Annotated in this window: 18 protein-coding genes and 1 pseudogene; 7 read left to right on the top strand and 12 right to left on the bottom strand. The window is 45.4% G+C overall.

What is annotated here, in order from left to right; translation table 11 throughout:
- Nucleotides 1-3: 3 nt before the first annotated feature.
- Both OCV70_RS08585 and OCV70_RS08580 read left to right on the top strand, forming a co-directional pair.
- Entirely contained in the window at nt 4-225 is a 222-nt protein-coding gene (locus OCV70_RS08585) for a hypothetical protein (RefSeq protein ID WP_021925943.1), read from the top strand.
- Nucleotides 225-1,370, top strand: coding sequence for a hypothetical protein (locus OCV70_RS08580; protein WP_021925942.1), 1,146 nt, complete (start codon nt 225-227; stop codon nt 1,368-1,370). The genes OCV70_RS08585 and OCV70_RS08580 overlap by 1 nt, the downstream gene beginning before the upstream one ends.
- Here the strand turns inward: OCV70_RS08580 and OCV70_RS08575 are convergent.
- Nucleotides 1,351-2,226 carry an amidohydrolase family protein gene (locus OCV70_RS08575; RefSeq protein WP_021925941.1) on the bottom strand — a complete coding sequence of 292 codons (876 nt, stop codon included), beginning with the start codon at nt 2,224-2,226 and terminating at the stop codon, nt 1,351-1,353. The two genes, OCV70_RS08580 and OCV70_RS08575, sit on opposite strands and share 20 nt — an antisense overlap.
- Before the next feature lie 24 nt (nt 2,227-2,250).
- Entirely contained in the window at nt 2,251-3,402 is a 1,152-nt protein-coding gene (locus OCV70_RS08570; protein ID WP_021925940.1) for an alanyl-tRNA editing protein, read from the bottom strand.
- Between the two features lie 94 nt (nt 3,403-3,496).
- Here OCV70_RS08570 and OCV70_RS19700 point away from each other — a divergent pair, with 94 nt between their 5' ends.
- Genes OCV70_RS19700 through OCV70_RS08555 form a run of 3 tightly spaced genes read left to right on the top strand, consistent with a single transcriptional unit; the run spans nt 3,497 to nt 5,198 of the window.
- Complete coding sequence (locus OCV70_RS19700; RefSeq protein ID WP_317259459.1) at nt 3,497-4,087, top strand: RNA polymerase sigma factor; 591 nt, start codon at nt 3,497-3,499, stop codon at nt 4,085-4,087.
- A complete protein-coding gene (locus tag OCV70_RS08560) occupies nt 4,088-4,585 on the top strand; it encodes an anti-sigma factor (protein ID WP_021925939.1) in 498 nt (165 codons plus the stop codon).
- A 1-nt stretch (nt 4,586) separates the two neighbouring features.
- Complete coding sequence (locus OCV70_RS08555; RefSeq protein WP_021925938.1) at nt 4,587-5,198, top strand: hypothetical protein; 612 nt, start codon at nt 4,587-4,589, stop codon at nt 5,196-5,198.
- 19 nt (nt 5,199-5,217) lie between these two features.
- Here the strand turns inward: OCV70_RS08555 and OCV70_RS08550 are convergent, their stop codons facing one another.
- The 10 genes and pseudogenes from OCV70_RS08550 to OCV70_RS08505 form a co-directional block, all read right to left on the bottom strand.
- Nucleotides 5,218-6,213 (bottom strand): biotin--[acetyl-CoA-carboxylase] ligase, encoded by a 996-nt coding sequence (locus OCV70_RS08550; RefSeq protein ID WP_243000382.1) that lies wholly within the window; start codon nt 6,211-6,213, stop codon nt 5,218-5,220.
- The gene (locus OCV70_RS08545) at nt 6,203-7,192 is read right to left on the bottom strand and encodes a helix-turn-helix transcriptional regulator (protein ID WP_262579622.1); all 990 of its coding nucleotides are present in this window, start codon (nt 7,190-7,192) and stop codon (nt 6,203-6,205) included. The genes OCV70_RS08550 and OCV70_RS08545 overlap by 11 nt, the downstream gene beginning before the upstream one ends.
- A gap of 11 nt (nt 7,193-7,203) precedes the next feature.
- Complete coding sequence (locus OCV70_RS08540) at nt 7,204-7,464, bottom strand: hypothetical protein (protein WP_021925934.1); 261 nt, start codon at nt 7,462-7,464, stop codon at nt 7,204-7,206.
- A 278-nt stretch (nt 7,465-7,742) separates the two neighbouring features.
- Entirely contained in the window at nt 7,743-8,435 is a 693-nt protein-coding gene (locus OCV70_RS08535; RefSeq protein WP_021925933.1) for an LrgB family protein, read from the bottom strand.
- Nucleotides 8,432-8,794, bottom strand: coding sequence for a CidA/LrgA family protein (locus OCV70_RS08530; protein ID WP_021925932.1), 363 nt, complete (start codon nt 8,792-8,794; stop codon nt 8,432-8,434). The genes OCV70_RS08535 and OCV70_RS08530 overlap by 4 nt, the downstream gene beginning before the upstream one ends.
- Nucleotides 8,791-9,267, bottom strand: a complete 477-nt coding sequence (locus OCV70_RS08525) for a hypothetical protein (RefSeq protein ID WP_021925931.1) — start codon at nt 9,265-9,267, stop codon at nt 8,791-8,793. The genes OCV70_RS08530 and OCV70_RS08525 overlap by 4 nt, the downstream gene beginning before the upstream one ends.
- 115 nt (nt 9,268-9,382) lie before the next feature.
- Nucleotides 9,383-9,853, bottom strand: a complete 471-nt coding sequence (locus OCV70_RS08520; protein WP_021925930.1) for a metallophosphoesterase family protein — start codon at nt 9,851-9,853, stop codon at nt 9,383-9,385.
- Between the two features lie 31 nt (nt 9,854-9,884).
- Nucleotides 9,885-11,129: pseudogene (locus OCV70_RS08515) on the bottom strand (endonuclease Q family protein); the annotation flags it as partial.
- Between the two features lie 17 nt (nt 11,130-11,146).
- Entirely contained in the window at nt 11,147-11,725 is a 579-nt protein-coding gene (locus OCV70_RS08510) for a M48 family metallopeptidase (protein WP_195587791.1), read from the bottom strand.
- A complete protein-coding gene (locus OCV70_RS08505) occupies nt 11,719-12,492 on the bottom strand; it encodes an HD domain-containing protein (protein ID WP_416795307.1) in 774 nt (257 codons plus the stop codon). Before OCV70_RS08505 ends, OCV70_RS08510 begins: the two co-directional genes overlap by 7 nt.
- 194 nt (nt 12,493-12,686) lie before the next feature.
- Between OCV70_RS08505 and OCV70_RS08500 the strand changes: the two genes are divergently transcribed.
- Both OCV70_RS08500 and OCV70_RS08495 read left to right on the top strand, forming a co-directional pair.
- Nucleotides 12,687-13,583 (top strand): AraC family transcriptional regulator, encoded by an 897-nt coding sequence (locus OCV70_RS08500; protein WP_262579620.1) that lies wholly within the window; start codon nt 12,687-12,689, stop codon nt 13,581-13,583.
- Between the two features lie 89 nt (nt 13,584-13,672).
- The gene (locus tag OCV70_RS08495; RefSeq protein WP_117854597.1) at nt 13,673-15,931 is read left to right on the top strand and encodes a glycogen/starch/alpha-glucan phosphorylase; all 2,259 of its coding nucleotides are present in this window, start codon (nt 13,673-13,675) and stop codon (nt 15,929-15,931) included.
- The last annotated feature ends 26 nt before the right edge of the window (nt 15,932-15,957 follow it).

Here is a 15,957-nt window from a genome sequence, read left to right as displayed (position 1 = left end):
TATATGAGCACAAAATATTCTGTCCAATTACAAGAAAGCCAGCAGCCTTCCTGCCATAATCCGTACAATGTTTTTTATGATAATTACCTGAATACCAATGCCACTACAGAATGCACAGGACTGGGCTACCGTATGCCGCACACCCGCGAAGAATGGGATGCCTGCCGACAGGTTTTTGATTTTCTTCCTGTGCCATTTCTGGATTCGGAGGATATGAAACACTAATGAAAAAATTTACCCAGCTACTTGTTTGTTCCTGTGCACTGCTCTCACTATCCGGATGCGTAGTCCGCGATGCCATTACCGACTATGTAGACACTTCACAAAATACGGTCCAGGAAACTTCAGAAGCCCCAGGACAGCGTGTCTATATGGATGAAGTCAAAGGCATCCTTCAGGACTTTACCGGTGCTGCCCTGACTATGAGCAGCCAGGAACAGACCTATATCTTTGATTTATCTGAGGCCACGCTTGAGTGTGAAGACGGCATGATCACCGGAGATGAGATCAGCGTGATCTATGAGGGACAGCTTTCCAGCGAAGATACCAGCACAGTGAAAGCCCTAAAGGTCGTCGATGACTTCCACAAGAAAAATCAGCTGGAAGTACGCAAGGCTTATGGAGAAGTACAGGGACTGACACCGAATACCATCACCATAAAAGATGAACAAGGAAAGACAGCCACCTATCCAATAACCGGAACTGAACAGTATTATCAGGGCGGTATTCGGCAAGGTGCGTGGGTCTATATCAATTTTAAAGGAGAATTTTCATCCGGGTCTGATGGGGATGCGTCCCTGAATGCCAGCCATCTGAAGGTATTAAGTGTCTCCGACATTGACCCTCTGACTTTGCCGGATCCTACACCAACCCTGGAGCCAACTCAGGAGGCTTCCACAGATGTTCCCCAGGAGCAGCAGCTTCATGCAACTGTCCAGAATATTTCTTCCAATATCCTGACTGTATCTCCTCCTGGTTCTGACAGTTCCCTAAATATAGATTTGTCGCAGATCCCCTCTTACTTCAAAGGAGGTACTGCACCTGGCTCCTACGTGTCCATCACGTACCAGGGACAATATCAGGAAAATACCCTGGATGGCGTCACCGTCACTGCTGTCACAGGAGATGATCCGGATTCTTTCAGAAGCCGAGGTCTTACCTATACAGTCAACGGTACCATTATAGGGCATACCTCCAATACCGTAACCATTCAGACCGGGGACGGTGCAACGATCACCTGCTTTACAGAAGGAGCATCGGACACATCTACCAGCGGTCTTGCTGCCGGCGCCAACATCCTCATTACCTTTGATCCAACGAAATCAAAACAATCCAATATCTACACATCCATCAAGATTCAGGACGCTTAAAGGTGTCCTGAATTCTTTTTTCTCCGTCTCGCAGCCAGTCTTTCATTTGTTCCGTCTCTCCCAGAATTTCGCAAAACGCACGGTATTCTTCAAGAAGTCCGGTTCCATGAGGCACCATATAAGCGCCGGCATCACTTCCAAGTGCTGTTTTTACTTTATATTGATATGCCAGCTGCAGATTCTCTTCCGCAAGACTCACAATGGGCTGCAGGACCTGATCTTCATATCGTCCGCAGTTTCGAAGATTGCGTATAGTTACAAGGGTTGGTACCCATACTGTATTACTGTCTGCAAGCATTCGTATAGTTTCTTCGTCAATATAATTGCCATGCTCCACAGAATCCACACCTGCCTCTACAGCAGCCTGTACTCCATAAACTCCATTGGTATGACTCATTACTGCCATGCCTTCCCCATGCGCAATGTGTACCATCTCATGCACTTCTTCCCTGGAAAGAGGCGTTCCAGTCACCTTTCCATGGTTGTGAAAATCCAGAAGTCCGGTGGTCATGATTTTAATAAAATCAGCCCCCTGTTCTTTCGCTTCCCGGACCAGAGCTGCATATTCTTTCATATTATCAAAGCCTTTTCCTACAATGGAACCATAGTGCCCGTTTTTGTGGATGGCAAAAACAGGGGTGCGGTAATCGATTCCGTATTCTTCCGCCAGCATTTTGGCTCTTCTGGAAACACCAACGGCGTCTCCGCCGTCCCGCACAAAGGTGATTCCCTGTTCCTGATAAGCCTTAAAATTTCTTCGGATTGCTTCCTCGTTTACCGCTTCTTTGTGGAGTGAGATTGCTTCCTTGTAGTTTATTCCATCCATAATAATATGAGCATGACATTCCCCAAACATTGTATTCCCCTTTTTTGTCACTTATCATTCTTCGAAAAAAGCACGGATTTCTTTCTCCGATGCCTGGACAGAACCCTGAACGAAAAATGGCTTGCCGCCTCCGCGGCCATTCAGTGCAGCGTTCATATCTTTGGTAAACTGGCGAAGGTCTCCATCTTTCTCACCCATGGCATACTTATAGCTGCCATCTGCATTTCTGGAAAATACTGCACAGCGGCCCTTGCAAACCTGCAGAACAGCATCCGCAAGCTTCTGGACGCTTCCAGCTTCCATTCCGTTCTCAAACAGCAGCGGATTCTCGCAGTCATTCCATTTAGCAGCTTCATTCACAATAAAATTCTCTTCCAGACTGTGCACTCTTCCCTTCAGGGCAAAATTCTCATCCTGAAGTCTTGCAACTGCCTGCGCAGTCTTATCCATCTTGGCAGAAAGCTTCACGGAAATCTGACGGTTCTGTTCGTTTACCATGTTCAGATAGTCAAGCACCCTTCTGCCGGATATCATTTCCATACGCACACCCTCGCGGAACTTGACCACAGAAAGGAGCTTCACCATTCCAATCTCACCGGTACGAGTTACATGGGTTCCACAGCAGGCGCAGGTATCTGCTCCCGGAAATCTGACAATACGCACCCAGCCGGAAAGCTCTTTCTTGCTTCTGTATTCCAGTTCCTTAAGCTCTTCCTCTGATGGGTAGAAAATTTCTACTTCCTGGTTCTCCCAGATGATCTGGTTGGCTTTGGCTTCAATCTCTGCCATCTGTGCTTCGTCCAGCATTCCGCTGAAATCAATGGTAATCACATCGCTTCCCATATGGAAGCCCACATTATCATATCCAAAAGCTTCGTGTACCAGGCCGCTTACAATGTGCTCACCGGAATGCTGCTGCATAAGGTCAAATCTTCTGGCCCAGTTAATCTGGCCCTGAACTTCCGTTCCTGGTTCCAGAGCACGGTCTGTGTAGTGGATCAGCTCTCCGTTCTTCTCGTGAACGTCTGTGACTGCTGCCTCTCCTAAGGAACCTGTATCGCCTGGCTGTCCGCCGCCTTCCGGATAAAAGGCTGTCTGATCCAGAATTACCTCATATCCTTTCTTGCCCTGGCGGCATTCCAGTACTTTAGCTGTAAATTCTTTTTTGTATACATCTTCATAATATAATTTCTTTGTCTCGTACATGGCGGGTCCTTCTTTCTGTATTTCTAAACAGACTTATTGTCTGTGACGATTATAGTCTATTTCACCATTCCTCGCAATTCTGAAATTTTTATAAATTTTTTCTGAAAAGCTGAAGTACTTTTCTTTTCTGGCGCGTTATAATAAGAGAACGGACAGGAAGGGGGCTGATAGCATTTTACAGGAACAATATCTGGAATATCTGATTGAGCAATATCAGAATTTAATTTATTCCATTTGTCTGAAATCAGTAGGCAACCCCTTTGATGCAGAAGACCTCAGTCAGGAGGTATTCCTGTCCGCCTACAAAAATCTGATTCATTTCGATGGTCAGTATGAAAAAGCATGGCTCAGCAAAATTGCAGTACATAAATGTCTGGATTTCCTGAAAGCTGCCGGACGGCGGCAGGTTCCAACGGAAGACATTTACTTCTCACAGCTTCCGGATTCAGCACCCCAGGCATCACCGGAAGAAGAATGTCTGCTGTCTGATTCGGAACAACAGGTATTCAGAATGTGTGATAGTCTGAAAAGCCCTTACCGTGAAATTGCGATCTCGCATTTCTGCAAACAAATGTCCGTAGCAGAAATTTCGCAAAAGGAAGGAAAGAATCCGAAGACAGTTCAGACACAGCTTTACCGTGCCAAAAGTATGTTAAAAAAATTGTTAGCAGAAAGGAGCGATTAGATGCATATCAATAATAATGACCTTGAAAAATTTCAAAACGATGTTATGAATACAGACGAAATGATCTCATTTCTGGAGCATCTGGATCAATGCGATTACTGCCTTGAGCAGTTGATCGAACATTCTGAACAGGACACTCAGACAGTCGCTCCCGCTTATATGAAAGAAACGATCATGAAACGTGCCACAGCCCCTGATACCCGTGCCAGGAAGGCCGCTGTAGACACCACCCATAAAATGCGGATTTTCTATGAAGGACTTCGAACTGTAGTAGGGGTAGCACTGGCACTGGTTATGCTTCTTAGCCTGGGACAGGCAAATTTCTTCACGCCCCAGGTACCCAAATCGGCAACCGAAGCCACTGCCGCCAGACAGGAAGCCCGAAGTTCTCTGCGCAGCTTCTCCAACAGTCTCACAGACGGACTATGCAGCGGTTCGCAAAAGCTTGCTGAGTATATTAATAATCTTTCTAATACAATCACAAACGGAGGTAACTAACATGCCAAAACAAAAACGCGGATTCTTACTTTTTATCTGCTCCCTGATTCCAGGTGCCGGAGAAATGTACCTGGGCTTCTTCAAACAGGGAATCAGCATTATGACGCTTTTCTGGGCAATCGTTGCAATTGCAGGAGGATTCAGTGCAGAATTTCTGGTTATCTTTCTTCCTGTAATCTGGTTTTACAGCTACTTCCATGTACATAATCTGAAAGAACTTCCGGAAGAAGAATTCTACGCCATCGAAGACAGCTATATCTTCCATCTGGATCAGATCTTCTCCGGCTTCCATAATACTTCTTCAAGACAGCTGAAAGCAGCCTCTGTTCTTCTGATTGTCTTCGGAGCCGCGATCGTCTGGAACGGTGTCAGCGATCTGCTTTACTGGATTCTTCCAGACTTCCTTGGAGGCCTTGTACAAAGTATTATGTATCAGATTCCATCTATTGTCATCGGACTTCTGATCATACTCGCCGGCTATCAGATTCTTACCGGAAAAGTAAGATCTTTCCAGAAGCAGCCAGAGGATACCGCCAATGTCCCTACTGAGAATATTTCCGAAAAGCCAGTTCTTCCACATATAGAAAATACAGAAGATGCAGACAAAGAGTAAAGTTTACCGCCGATGATTTCTAGTTCATCGGCGGTAATTTTATGGAAATTTCTCCAAAAGAAAGCTTATTTCTGGTGCCGTCTGCTTCTTCTACAAGAAGCCTGCCATCCTCACAGATAGACAGCGCTCTGGCACTTCTCCTGTTCTTGTTATCTATAATTGTAATATCGTGTCCCGGAACAATATTATGTGCTGCGTATTCCTGAGACAGCTTCAGATCCTTAGTTTCACTGAGAAGGTGGTTCACAATCTGCGCCACCAGGCGGTTGCGGTCTGCACTTCGGGCGGCCTGCTGATCCGGATAAATACCTCCTGCCACTCCCCGGAGCTCTTCGGAAAGGGTTTCCTGGTTTACATAAAGATTCAGTCCAATTCCCACAATAGCAAACTCAATGCTGCCGCTCTCAAAATCTGTCACGGCCTCTGTGAGGATTCCGCAAACCTTGCGATCATCCTTATAAAGGTCATTCACCCACTTAATTCCAAGTTCAATGCCGCACACTTCCTTCACAGCCTTGTATACGGCTGTCGCTGCCGCAGTGGTGATCAGAAGGCTTCCCTCCAGGGTCTCATCTGGTTCCAGAATCACACTGAGATAAATCCCGCTTCCCTTCGGTGAGTAAAAACCTCTGCCTCTGCGTCCTCTTCCAGCTGTCTGCTCCATAGCTACCACAAAGGAACCATGTCCTGCCAATCCGCTTACTGCAGCCTGTCTGGCTTCCAGATTCGTAGAACTGATCTCATCAAATATTTTAATCTCTACCTTAGGCTGATCAAGAAAAAGACGAATACCCTCCGCTGAGATCAGATTGCTCTCCTTGGCAAGAACATAGCCTTTATTCGGTCCTGCCTCTATGGGGTATCCCTCCTGACGCAGGCTCTTCACAGCCTTCCACACAGCTGCTCTCGTACAGGAAAGCTCTCGTCCAATATCCTCTCCGGACAATGTCTCACCTTTGTGCTGCTCTAATAATTCCAAAAGTCTGGATTTCACCGTCATGCTTTTATCCTTCATAATTCTCCAGGGCTTTCTTCAGAAAGTCCCGGTATTCTTTACGCACATTCTCCGGTGAAAGTAATCTGACGCTGCTGCCAAGTGCTGCAAGCCATCCATAAAACTGGGTGCTCACATTTACCTGCACTCTGGTAACGGAGTACTCGTTGTCCTTGGCCATAACCATAATGTCCTGGCCAAATCTGTCGATCATGACTCCAACAAGATGATTCTCAAATTCCAGGCTGATATTCTCTTCCCGGCCGCCAAACATCCCGAAAGTACCGGCAGCAAATCTGGCGCTGTCAAACCTCTCGAAAAGCTCCTCCCCATTCCTGCTGTCCTTCTCCATGACGATCTTCAGCATTTTGTCAACACGATAATGCTTGACGATTCCGCTCTTCTCATCAATTCCAATGAGGTAGTAATTCTCGTCCTGCCAGATCATCTGCCACGGACTGATTTGATAGCGCGCTCCGCCCTTCTTCAGCTGACGCTCCTTGGATACGGTCCATTCTGTATACTGGAAGCTGATCTGCCTGTTCTGAGAGATGGCTCTGTGGATCTCATCTATGTTGTAGTAGATATTCTCATTTGTATTCTTCACACGGTTCTGTACGATCACCTGCCGCTGCAGATCCTTGGCCTGGTAAATACTGGTAAGACTCTCAAGCTTCTGGATAAGCTGACGGGATTTGCCTGTGGTAAGAAATCTGGAGGACTGGACTGCATCAACAAGCAGTTTCAGCTCTGCAACCTCAAACTCACGGCTGGCAAGATAAAACCCCGACGGTCTTTCCCTGCGATTCATAATATCCATACCGAACACGCGCAGAGTCTCAATATCATCGTATATGGTCTTGCGTTCTGCATGAATTCCGAAATTCTCCAGATAAGCAATCAGGTCCTTCACACTCATGGGATGGGCTTCGTCTGTCTTCTCCGCAAACACCCGCATGAGATATAAAATTTTCATTTTCTGCTGGAAAGATTTCGGCATGATCCTTACTCCTATTTATCCGTCAATACTGCTACGACTCCAGAATATAATACCATAAAAGCAAAGAGCAGAGCAATAATATCTGCCCCATGAAAATCATAATTAAATATCATGGCACCTCCTATCATGATCTCCAGAGTAATAAAGATGCCGAGCACCATCGCTGTGCTTCCTGAGAACTTCTTCGTACTGTCCTTCTCCTGCACAACATCCATATAGCCTTCTGCAAGTGCCGCCTTCCTGTGACTGGTTCTTCTCCCTAAATTCCACATAATCTCTTCCTCCTCTGATTCATGCAGTGTCTGTCCGCAAGCAACATGTATCGAACATATTTTCCGAACATGTTTTCTTTTATGTACTTAGTCTACCACAATATTAGTCCTATAAAACGGCACGAAATCATTTTATTCGAATATCTGTTCGTTTTTTTGTAAACATGGAGGAAATTCTGCAAAAAAATATCACCGCATACTGCTCTATACCTTAAAACAGCAAACGGTGATATCCCGCATATTAAAATATCCGAATCCTAAATGTTAGAATCCTGTTTTTACATAAATCCGGCAAAAACAGACGCTGTGATAACCGTCAGAAGACCGGCAACCGCAATTGCAAGGCTGCTCATGGCACCTTCTACCGGTCCCATTTCCATAGCCTTGGCAGTACCGATAGCGTGAGCGGATGTACCAAGCGCAAGCCCTTTCGCGATAGGCTCCTCGATTTTTGCGATCTTGCAGACTGCCTCTGCGATCACATTTCCAAGTACTCCGGTGATAATAATAACTGCAACGGTAATGGTCACAAGACCGCCCAGTTCCTCAGATACGCCCATTCCAATGGCTGTTGTAATGGACTTGGGAAGCAAAGTTACATACTGTGAATGGGAAAGTCCGAACAGCTTTGCAAAAACCAGAACGCTTACCATGCTTGCCAGCACACCGGAAACGATCCCGATAATAACCGCCTTCAGATTCTTGCGAAGAAGAGTAAGCTGTCTGTACAGGGGCACTGCAAGGCACACAGTAGCAGGAGTGAGCAGATAACTGATATACTGCCCGCCTGCATTGTAGGTCTTATAGTCCACCTGCATCAGCTGCAGCACGCCCATAACGCACAAAATCGCAATCAGAAGAGGATTAAACAATGCCATCTTGAACTTTTTCTTCAGCAAAAGTCCAATCTCATATCCTACCAGACTTACTGCTGCCCCGAAAAACAGGGAATTCTCAATAAAAGATATCATTTCTTCTCTTTCCTCCTGTCTTTTTTGATTACAAACTGGGTACTGCGTCCCGTAACTACCATTACGATCACAGTTGTCAGAATTGTAATGATCACAACAGGAAGCCAGATGGGCTGCAGGTCTCCCCATGCTTCCAGAAGGCCTACCCCTGCCGGTACAAACATAACCGGCATAATTTCAACCAGAAAATCTGCTGCGTCTTCCACCTGTTCCAGCTTCAAAATTCCGCTTGTCAGTGCACCCAGCATCAGTACAAGCCCATAAACGCTGGCTGGTACCGGAAGGGGCAGAAGGATATGTAATCCCTCCCCTAACGCTGAAATCAGCAGAATAATACAAAATTGCCTGAGATATTTCACTTTTTGTCTTCCTCCTCGCTGTCTCCACAAAGAAGTCCATTTGCAATTTCCAGATACGGCTGCAGTTCCTCCAGTGTAGCCCGTCCATTCCGCTTCATCTTCGTCACGCCCGGGTAGCTTGCCGGTATGGATTTGGTCATATTCCCATCGCCGTAGACCTTAACCATATCTCCGTTTTCCAGAGTGTCTCCGGCAATCAGCTTGTCATTTCTGTTATAAATTCCTTCCTTGGGAATATCTGCCTTGAAAACCGTCTTTTTGTCCATATCCACGAATACCATTTCTTTCAGTACATCTCCGGCTTCTACGTAGATCGCGCGGATGGCTTCCTGCTCAAGGCGGGCTTCCTCCTGCTTATCCTTCTCAGCCTGCTTCGCAACAAGATTCCAGAAGGATCCTCCTACTACGCCAAAGATTACCAGAAGAATGATTATTCCCACAATGAATTTCACATCGTTTTCTTTTTTCTCCACTGCAAATCCTCATTTCTTTCATGGCATTTTTTTGTCTGCCCCATTATACCTTTTCTACAGTTAAAATTTCAATGTCATCTTTCGACAATTATCAGGCTGCTTTTGGGCTTTTTTTCTACAGCCGTTCCTTTTGAAGCACGATTTTTTCTACTTCCCAGGAACCATTTTCCACAGTCATCACTGCCATTGTCACCTCGCCGCCAAATCGGTTTCTCCCGCAGCTTCCCGGATTCAGCCAAAGCCGTCCGTCAATTTCCTGACAGAAATATTTATGGCTGTGCCCAAAAATTACCACCTGAGTATCCCCAAGCTCCCATGCCGCATCCTTTCTGTCATGGACCATGAAAAACTTTACATTTCCAACGGAAAAGTTCAGGCTTCTCCTTAAATTCTGCGCCCAGTATCCGTCATTGTTGCCGCGCACCACATACAAGAATCCCATAGTACGCAGCTCATCCAGTATTTCCGGCCTGTCCACATCTCCTGCATGGAAAATATAAGTGCAGTCCTTCAATCGCTCTTTCACTTCTTCCCGAAGAAGCCCATGGGTATCTGAAATAATCCCCATTTTTATTTTTTCTGACATATCCGGTTCCTCCCGTTATGGTTTATTATCATTCCTCGAACAGACGGATTTTTCCATATTCTCCGTCAAATCCAGGTGTGCAGATTACCTTTCCATCTCTTAATCTTTGAATTCCGGACGCGATTCTGGTGCCGTTTTCCCGCTCTATATCTGCTATAGGAACTTTTCGCAAAATTGCAAATTCCGGACCAAATTTCTGAAGCATTTTCTCGTATTCTCCGGTTACGGTTTTGGTTGCAGGAGACTTTCCCACACAGGCGGAAATCACCTCCGGAAGGGGTACAATACTCTCAAAAGGTCTGGCATTTTCTTTCACAAATCCGGCATCCCGGTCTGCCAGTTCCATGATTCTATGGTCTACCCCTATGGTTAGTTTCTTCCCGCATACCGGACATTTTCCGTGGTATTTTTCTGCCTCCTCGGGACTTAAACAGATGTGGCATTTCCGATGTCCGTCGTAATGATATTTCCCCTCTTCCGGGAAAAATTCCAGGGTTCCTTCCAGGCCTTTTCCATACTGAATGGCACCGTGAAGCCCCTCATAGGAAAGATCAATGTCCAAAAGATTGGCCTCTCTTCCCAGCTTGGAAGGGGAGTGGGCATCTGAATTTGAGATAAGCTGAAGTCCGTCAAGAGCAGATAAGCGCCAGTTCATCAGCGGGTCGGAAGACAGTCCGGTTTCCACAGCATGCACATAAGGAGTCAGATCCTCAAAGCACTCTTCCATGGTATCAAAGCCGGAAAAAGCTCCGAATAATGCGAAATGCGGAGTCCAGATATGAGCCGGAACCAGCATTCCCCGGGGACAGTTTTCCAGAAGCATCTCAAGAAGATCATGGCAGTCCAGGCCGAGAATGGGCCTGCCGTCTGAATGGATATTTCCGATTTTTTCCAGGCTTTCTGCCATTTGATCTGCCGCTTCAAGGCCTGGCAAAAGCAGTACATTGTGAACCTTCCGGCACTTTCCATTCTTTTTATAAATAGAACTGATCTCACCTGTTACTACAAAGCGGGGTGCCTGTCCGGGAAGGTTTCGTGCCTCTTCCAGCACATATTCGTCCTTCAGGCGATATAAGCCTTCCTCTGCAGGGATCAGTTTTTCTTTTAGTTCTTCCCTCCATGCAGGGTGGGTAAAATCCCCTGTTCCAATAAGGGTAATCCCCTTTTTCCTTGCCCAAAGATCCAGATATTCCGGGGTTCCAAGCTTGCTGGTAGCCATGGAATATCTGGAATGAATGTGAAGATCTGCAATTACTTTCACTGTATTTTGCTCCATTTCTTATCTAAAATTGGTTACTTAGACTCCTGCATGCCAAGCTCCATCAGCTTCCAGCCGTTGTCCTTCAGCCATTTTTTCTGCTCCTTATAACCGGGCAAAACTGCGCTGACTTCGTTCCAGAATGCCTGGGAATGGTTCATCTGTCTGCGGTGGCAGAGCTCATGGACAACCACATAATCGAGCACCTCTGGCGGTGCCAGAATCAGCAGCCAGTTAAAGTTCAGATTTCCATTTGCACTGCAGCTGCCCCATCTTGTTTTCTGCTGGCGCAGGGTAATTCTTCCGTAGCTTACCCCTATTTTTCCTGCAAAATAGGCTGTGCGCTCTGGAATTTTCCGGCAGGCTTCCTGCTGCAGACGGGTTCGTTCTTCCTTTGAAAGTCCCGGAACTGTTTCTCTTTGCACTTCCCTTTTCTGGATTTTCTCCAGATTTTTCAAAATCCATTCCTGCTTCTGCTCAACAAATCTGCGGATTCTCACCTGGGATAATCGAAGAGGTGCACGGACGATGATCTGACCATCCGATTTGATTTCCAGACTCATGGTTTTTCGCTGGCTTCGGATGATCTGATAGGAAATCTTCTCATTTAGCATAAGATATTCTCCATATAATCATTCATCTGCTGATCCAGGATTTTCATCTTTTCCAGAGTATCTTTTTCTTTATAATCCAGCCGCCATATGATCCTGGAAATGTAATCCTCTTCCTTCATGATCTGCCAGGTTTCTTTGAAATTCAGGTCATAATACTGCGCCACATAGGACACCCAGTAGTCCACAGATGTCACACGGTCCGGAGACAAAACAGCTTCTTTTTTCAGACAGGATTCCCATACCTTTGGAGAGATCAGCCCCTCTCTGGCTTTCTCCTGGGGAACCCCGATCATTGCCTCAACGGACTCCTGCAGCTTAACCCGGCAGTTGTCCAGCTTATCTGCATCGCGGATCATTTTTGCATGGAAAAGGATTCTTTCATCTGTAATTCCTTCCAACTTAAAATCGCTGTGTCTGGCGATTGCTGTATGGATAATCTCATCGAATTCCGGGTCTGGAAGGAATCTGCGGATCATAGGGTTTTCCCCTTCAAAAAGAAGCTGTGCGCCAAACGCTGCATGATCCATCGTGTCCGGGGAAAAGCTGTTATACAGGCGCAGCTGCTCGAATCTTCCAATGTCATGAAGCAGCGCGATCAGCTCTGCCAGCTGCTGGTCTTCTTCATTTAAATGCATTCTTTTGCCAATTTCACGGGCACTTTTTACCACGCCATAAGTGTGAACAATCTTTAATTTTATTTTCTCATCTTCTCTGTCATACTCATCTAAATACGCTTCAAATGCGTCTCTTGCCTGTTTAAAATCCAGTTTCACGGTCATGTTCCTCTCTATCTTTTAGGCTTATTACAGTGTCATTATAAACTACCACAGTTGCTTTTCCAATACTATCCGCAGTTTTTCAAAATTATTTTCCCGGACACTTTACAGGGTGTATCAGGCTTGCACCTTCTTCACCTGTAACGTATAATGGGAGCAACGGCACATACTATAAGGAGGTCATGATGGCAGAGAAGAAAACAGAAATCTCCCCAAATGTTGACGAGACCATGAAGGAACTGGAGACTCATGGTTCTTTTGAGCTGCCTGTGGAAACCTATACAGATAACTGCGTGATTTTCCGCTCCCTTTACAACCACTGGCATAAGGAAATGGAGATCATCTGCATCGACCAGGGAAGCGGCCTTGCAAGGCTGAACCGGGAGACCCTGCGCCTGAAGGAGGGAGATCTTCTTATTGTAAACAGCGGGGTTCTTCATGGAATTAAATCCGATTCCCGGCATATTTTATATTACAGAAGCGTTGTGTTTGACCTTAGTTTTCTGGCCGGACCTGCAGGAGATCTCTGCCAGGAAAAGGTGATTTCCCTTCTTATGGAAAACCGGGCGGAATTCACTCACCTGATCACCCGTTCCCATGAAAACTACGGCAACATTTTCCATCTCTTCTGTGAAATCCATCAGTGCCATAAGGACAAGCCGCCTTTCTATTATATGAAATTAAAGGGGCTTTTTTACGGACTTTTTTATGAAATGCTTGCAGGAAATTATATTATTACCACGGATGCAGAGCAGAACAGAAATCTTTTATCCATAAAAAAGGTGTTGGACTACATCAGTGCCCACTACCGGGAGCCTTTGTCTGTTAAAGAATTATCAGGGCTTTCCAATTACAGTGAATTTTATTTTATGAAGCTTTTTAAGCAGTATACTGGAAAAACGGTAGCCGCTTATCTGAATGATTACAGGCTTGAGAAGGCAAAATCCCTTCTTCTGCATACAGATGCTTCGGTCACGGACATTGCTCTTGACGTGGGCTTTAACAATACCAGCTATTTTATAAAAAAATTTCAGGAGGCCAACCAGCTTTCCCCTCACAAATTTCGCAAAAAAATGTCATAACAGAACAGTTTTGTTGTATTTTTCTTTCATCTGCATATGCTAATATAACACCATCAAACACAGGTAATCGCTCTTGAAAGGAGAAAATTATGGAAGCTTTAAAAACTATGATTCAGGACATGTTTGGCAAAGACTGCAGCGCATGTACCAACCAGGAAGTATACGAAGCCCTTCTCACATACACCAAAAAACAGCTTGCTGCAAAGGGCTATCATGAGGGAAAGAAAAAAATCTATTATATCTCTGCAGAGTTCCTTATTGGAAAGCTTCTTTCCAACAATCTGATCAACCTTGGCATCTATGATGAGGTTGCAGAATTCTTAAAAGAGAGCGGCAAATCCCTTGCTGAGATTGAGTCCGTTGAGCCGGAACCATCTCTTGGAAACGGCGGACTTGGACGTCTGGCTGCCTGCTTTTTGGATTCTATCGCAACACTTGGACTTCCTGGAGAAGGTATCGGACTGAACTATCATCTGGGACTTTTCAAACAGGTTTTTGAGAACAACCTTCAGCATGAGGTTCCGAACCCATGGATCACTCCTGAGTCCTGGCTGACTGCTACAGATGTGACTTACATGGTTCCGTTCAGAGGCTTTTCCCTGAAATCTACTATGTATAATATTGATGTTGCAGGCTATGAAAACAAAGCAATCCATCTTCGTCTTTTCGATATTGACCTGGCAGATGAGTCCATGGTTCATGACGGAATTGCTTTCAACAAGAAAGACATTCTGCACAACCTGACACTGTTCCTGTACCCGGATGACAGCGATGAGGACGGACGCAAGCTTCGTGTTTACCAGCAGTATTTCATGGTAAGCAACGCTGCACAGCTGATTCTGGATGAGGCAGTTTCCAAGGGAAGCAATCTTCACGACCTTGCTGATTATGCAGTTGTTCAGATCAACGATACTCACCCGAGCATGATCATTCCGGAGTTTATCCGTCTCCTTGGAGAGAAGGGAATCGGCTTTGATGAGGCTGCTGATATCGTTTCCCATGTATGCGCATATACCAACCATACTATCCTGGCTGAGGCTCTTGAGAAATGGCCGATCCACTATCTGGAGGATATTGTTCCGCAGCTTGTTCCGATCATCCGCAAGTTAGATGAGAAGGTTAAAGCAAAATATCTGGCTGAGAATCTTGCTATTATTGACAGCAATAATCTGGTTCACATGGCTCATATGGATATTCATTACGGATTCTCTATCAACGGTGTTGCTGCTCTTCATACCGAAATTCTGAAGAACTCTGAGCTGCATCAGTTCTATGAGATTTATCCGGAAAAATTCAATAATAAGACCAATGGCATTACATTCCGCAGATGGCTGATGTACTGCAACCAGCCTCTTGCAAAATATATCTCTTCTCTGATCGGAGATGGATACAAGAAAAATGCAGATGAGCTGAAAAAGCTGCTTGCTTTCAAGGATGACCAGAAGGTTCTGGATCAGCTGCTTGCAATTAAGGCGGATGCGAAGAAAATCTGCAAGGATTTTGTTCTGGAAAATACTGGTGTCGAGATTGATGAGAACAGTGTTTTTGATATCCAGATCAAAAGACTTCATGAGTACAAGCGTCAGCAGCTGAATGCGCTGTATATTATCTATAAATATCTGGAGATCAAGGGCGGCAAGAAGCCGGAGAGACCGATTACTTTCATTTTTGGTGCAAAGGCTGCTCCTGCTTATTATATCGCTAAGGATATCATTCATCTGCTTCTGACTCTGGAGACTTTGATCCAGAATGACCCGGATGTGGCTCCTTATATGAAGCTTGTTATGGTTGAGAACTACAATGTGAGCGCAGCTGAGAAGCTGATTCCGGCTTGTGATATTTCTGAGCAGATTTCTCTTGCTTCTAAGGAAGCCAGCGGTACCGGAAACATGAAGTTTATGCTGAATGGTGCGGTTACTCTTGGTACCATGGATGGTGCAAATGTGGAGATCAGTGAGCTGGTTGGCGAGGATAATATTTATATCTTTGGTGAGTCCAGTGATGAGATTATTAAGCATTATGAGAAGGCCGATTATAATTCCCGTGCGATTTATGAGGGGGATGCTGATATTAAGAAGTATGTGGATTTCATTGTCAGCGAGCCGATGCTGAAGATTGGTAAAGAGGAGCATTTGAGAAACTTCTACAACGAGCTTCTGAATAAGGACTGGTTTATGACTTTACTGGATCTGAAGGATTATATTAAGGTTAAGGATCAGGTGTTTGCGGATTATGAGGATCGTAATGCGTGGGCGAAGAAGATGCTTGTGAATATTGGGGAGGCTGGATTCTTCTCTTCTGATAGAACGATTGAGCAGTATAATAAAGATATTTGGCATTTGAACTAAATAAAGTATTCAAGGCGGACGACATC

Origin of the sequence: Blautia acetigignens (genome assembly GCF_025566865.1) — a bacterium.
Taxonomy (GTDB): domain Bacteria; phylum Bacillota; class Clostridia; order Lachnospirales; family Lachnospiraceae; genus Blautia_A; species Blautia_A acetigignens.
This window is presented reverse-complemented; position numbering and strand designations above follow the sequence as displayed.

What these genes read in the sequence shown, in the direction of transcription:
- OCV70_RS08585 (WP_021925943.1), top strand. Translation starts at nt 4, where the DNA reads ATGAGCACAAAATATTCTGTCCAATTACAAGAAAGCCAGCAGCCTTCC.
- OCV70_RS08580 (WP_021925942.1), top strand. Translation starts at nt 225, where the DNA reads ATGAAAAAATTTACCCAGCTACTTGTTTGTTCCTGTGCACTGCTCTCA.
- OCV70_RS08575 (WP_021925941.1), bottom strand. Translation starts at nt 2,226, where the DNA reads ATGTTTGGGGAATGTCATGCTCATATTATTATGGATGGAATAAACTAC.
- OCV70_RS08570 (WP_021925940.1), bottom strand. Translation starts at nt 3,402, where the DNA reads ATGTACGAGACAAAGAAATTATATTATGAAGATGTATACAAAAAAGAA.
- OCV70_RS08560 (WP_021925939.1), top strand. Translation starts at nt 4,088, where the DNA reads ATGCATATCAATAATAATGACCTTGAAAAATTTCAAAACGATGTTATG.
- OCV70_RS08555 (WP_021925938.1), top strand. Translation starts at nt 4,587, where the DNA reads ATGCCAAAACAAAAACGCGGATTCTTACTTTTTATCTGCTCCCTGATT.
- OCV70_RS08550 (WP_243000382.1), bottom strand. Translation starts at nt 6,213, where the DNA reads ATGAAGGATAAAAGCATGACGGTGAAATCCAGACTTTTGGAATTATTA.
- OCV70_RS08545 (WP_262579622.1), bottom strand. Translation starts at nt 7,192, where the DNA reads ATGCCGAAATCTTTCCAGCAGAAAATGAAAATTTTATATCTCATGCGG.
- OCV70_RS08540 (WP_021925934.1), bottom strand. Translation starts at nt 7,464, where the DNA reads ATGTGGAATTTAGGGAGAAGAACCAGTCACAGGAAGGCGGCACTTGCA.
- OCV70_RS08535 (WP_021925933.1), bottom strand. Translation starts at nt 8,435, where the DNA reads ATGATATCTTTTATTGAGAATTCCCTGTTTTTCGGGGCAGCAGTAAGT.
- OCV70_RS08520 (WP_021925930.1), bottom strand. Translation starts at nt 9,853, where the DNA reads ATGTCAGAAAAAATAAAAATGGGGATTATTTCAGATACCCATGGGCTT.
- OCV70_RS08510 (WP_195587791.1), bottom strand. Translation starts at nt 11,725, where the DNA reads ATGCTAAATGAGAAGATTTCCTATCAGATCATCCGAAGCCAGCGAAAA.
- OCV70_RS08500 (WP_262579620.1), top strand. Translation starts at nt 12,687, where the DNA reads ATGGCAGAGAAGAAAACAGAAATCTCCCCAAATGTTGACGAGACCATG.
- OCV70_RS08495 (WP_117854597.1), top strand. Translation starts at nt 13,673, where the DNA reads ATGGAAGCTTTAAAAACTATGATTCAGGACATGTTTGGCAAAGACTGC.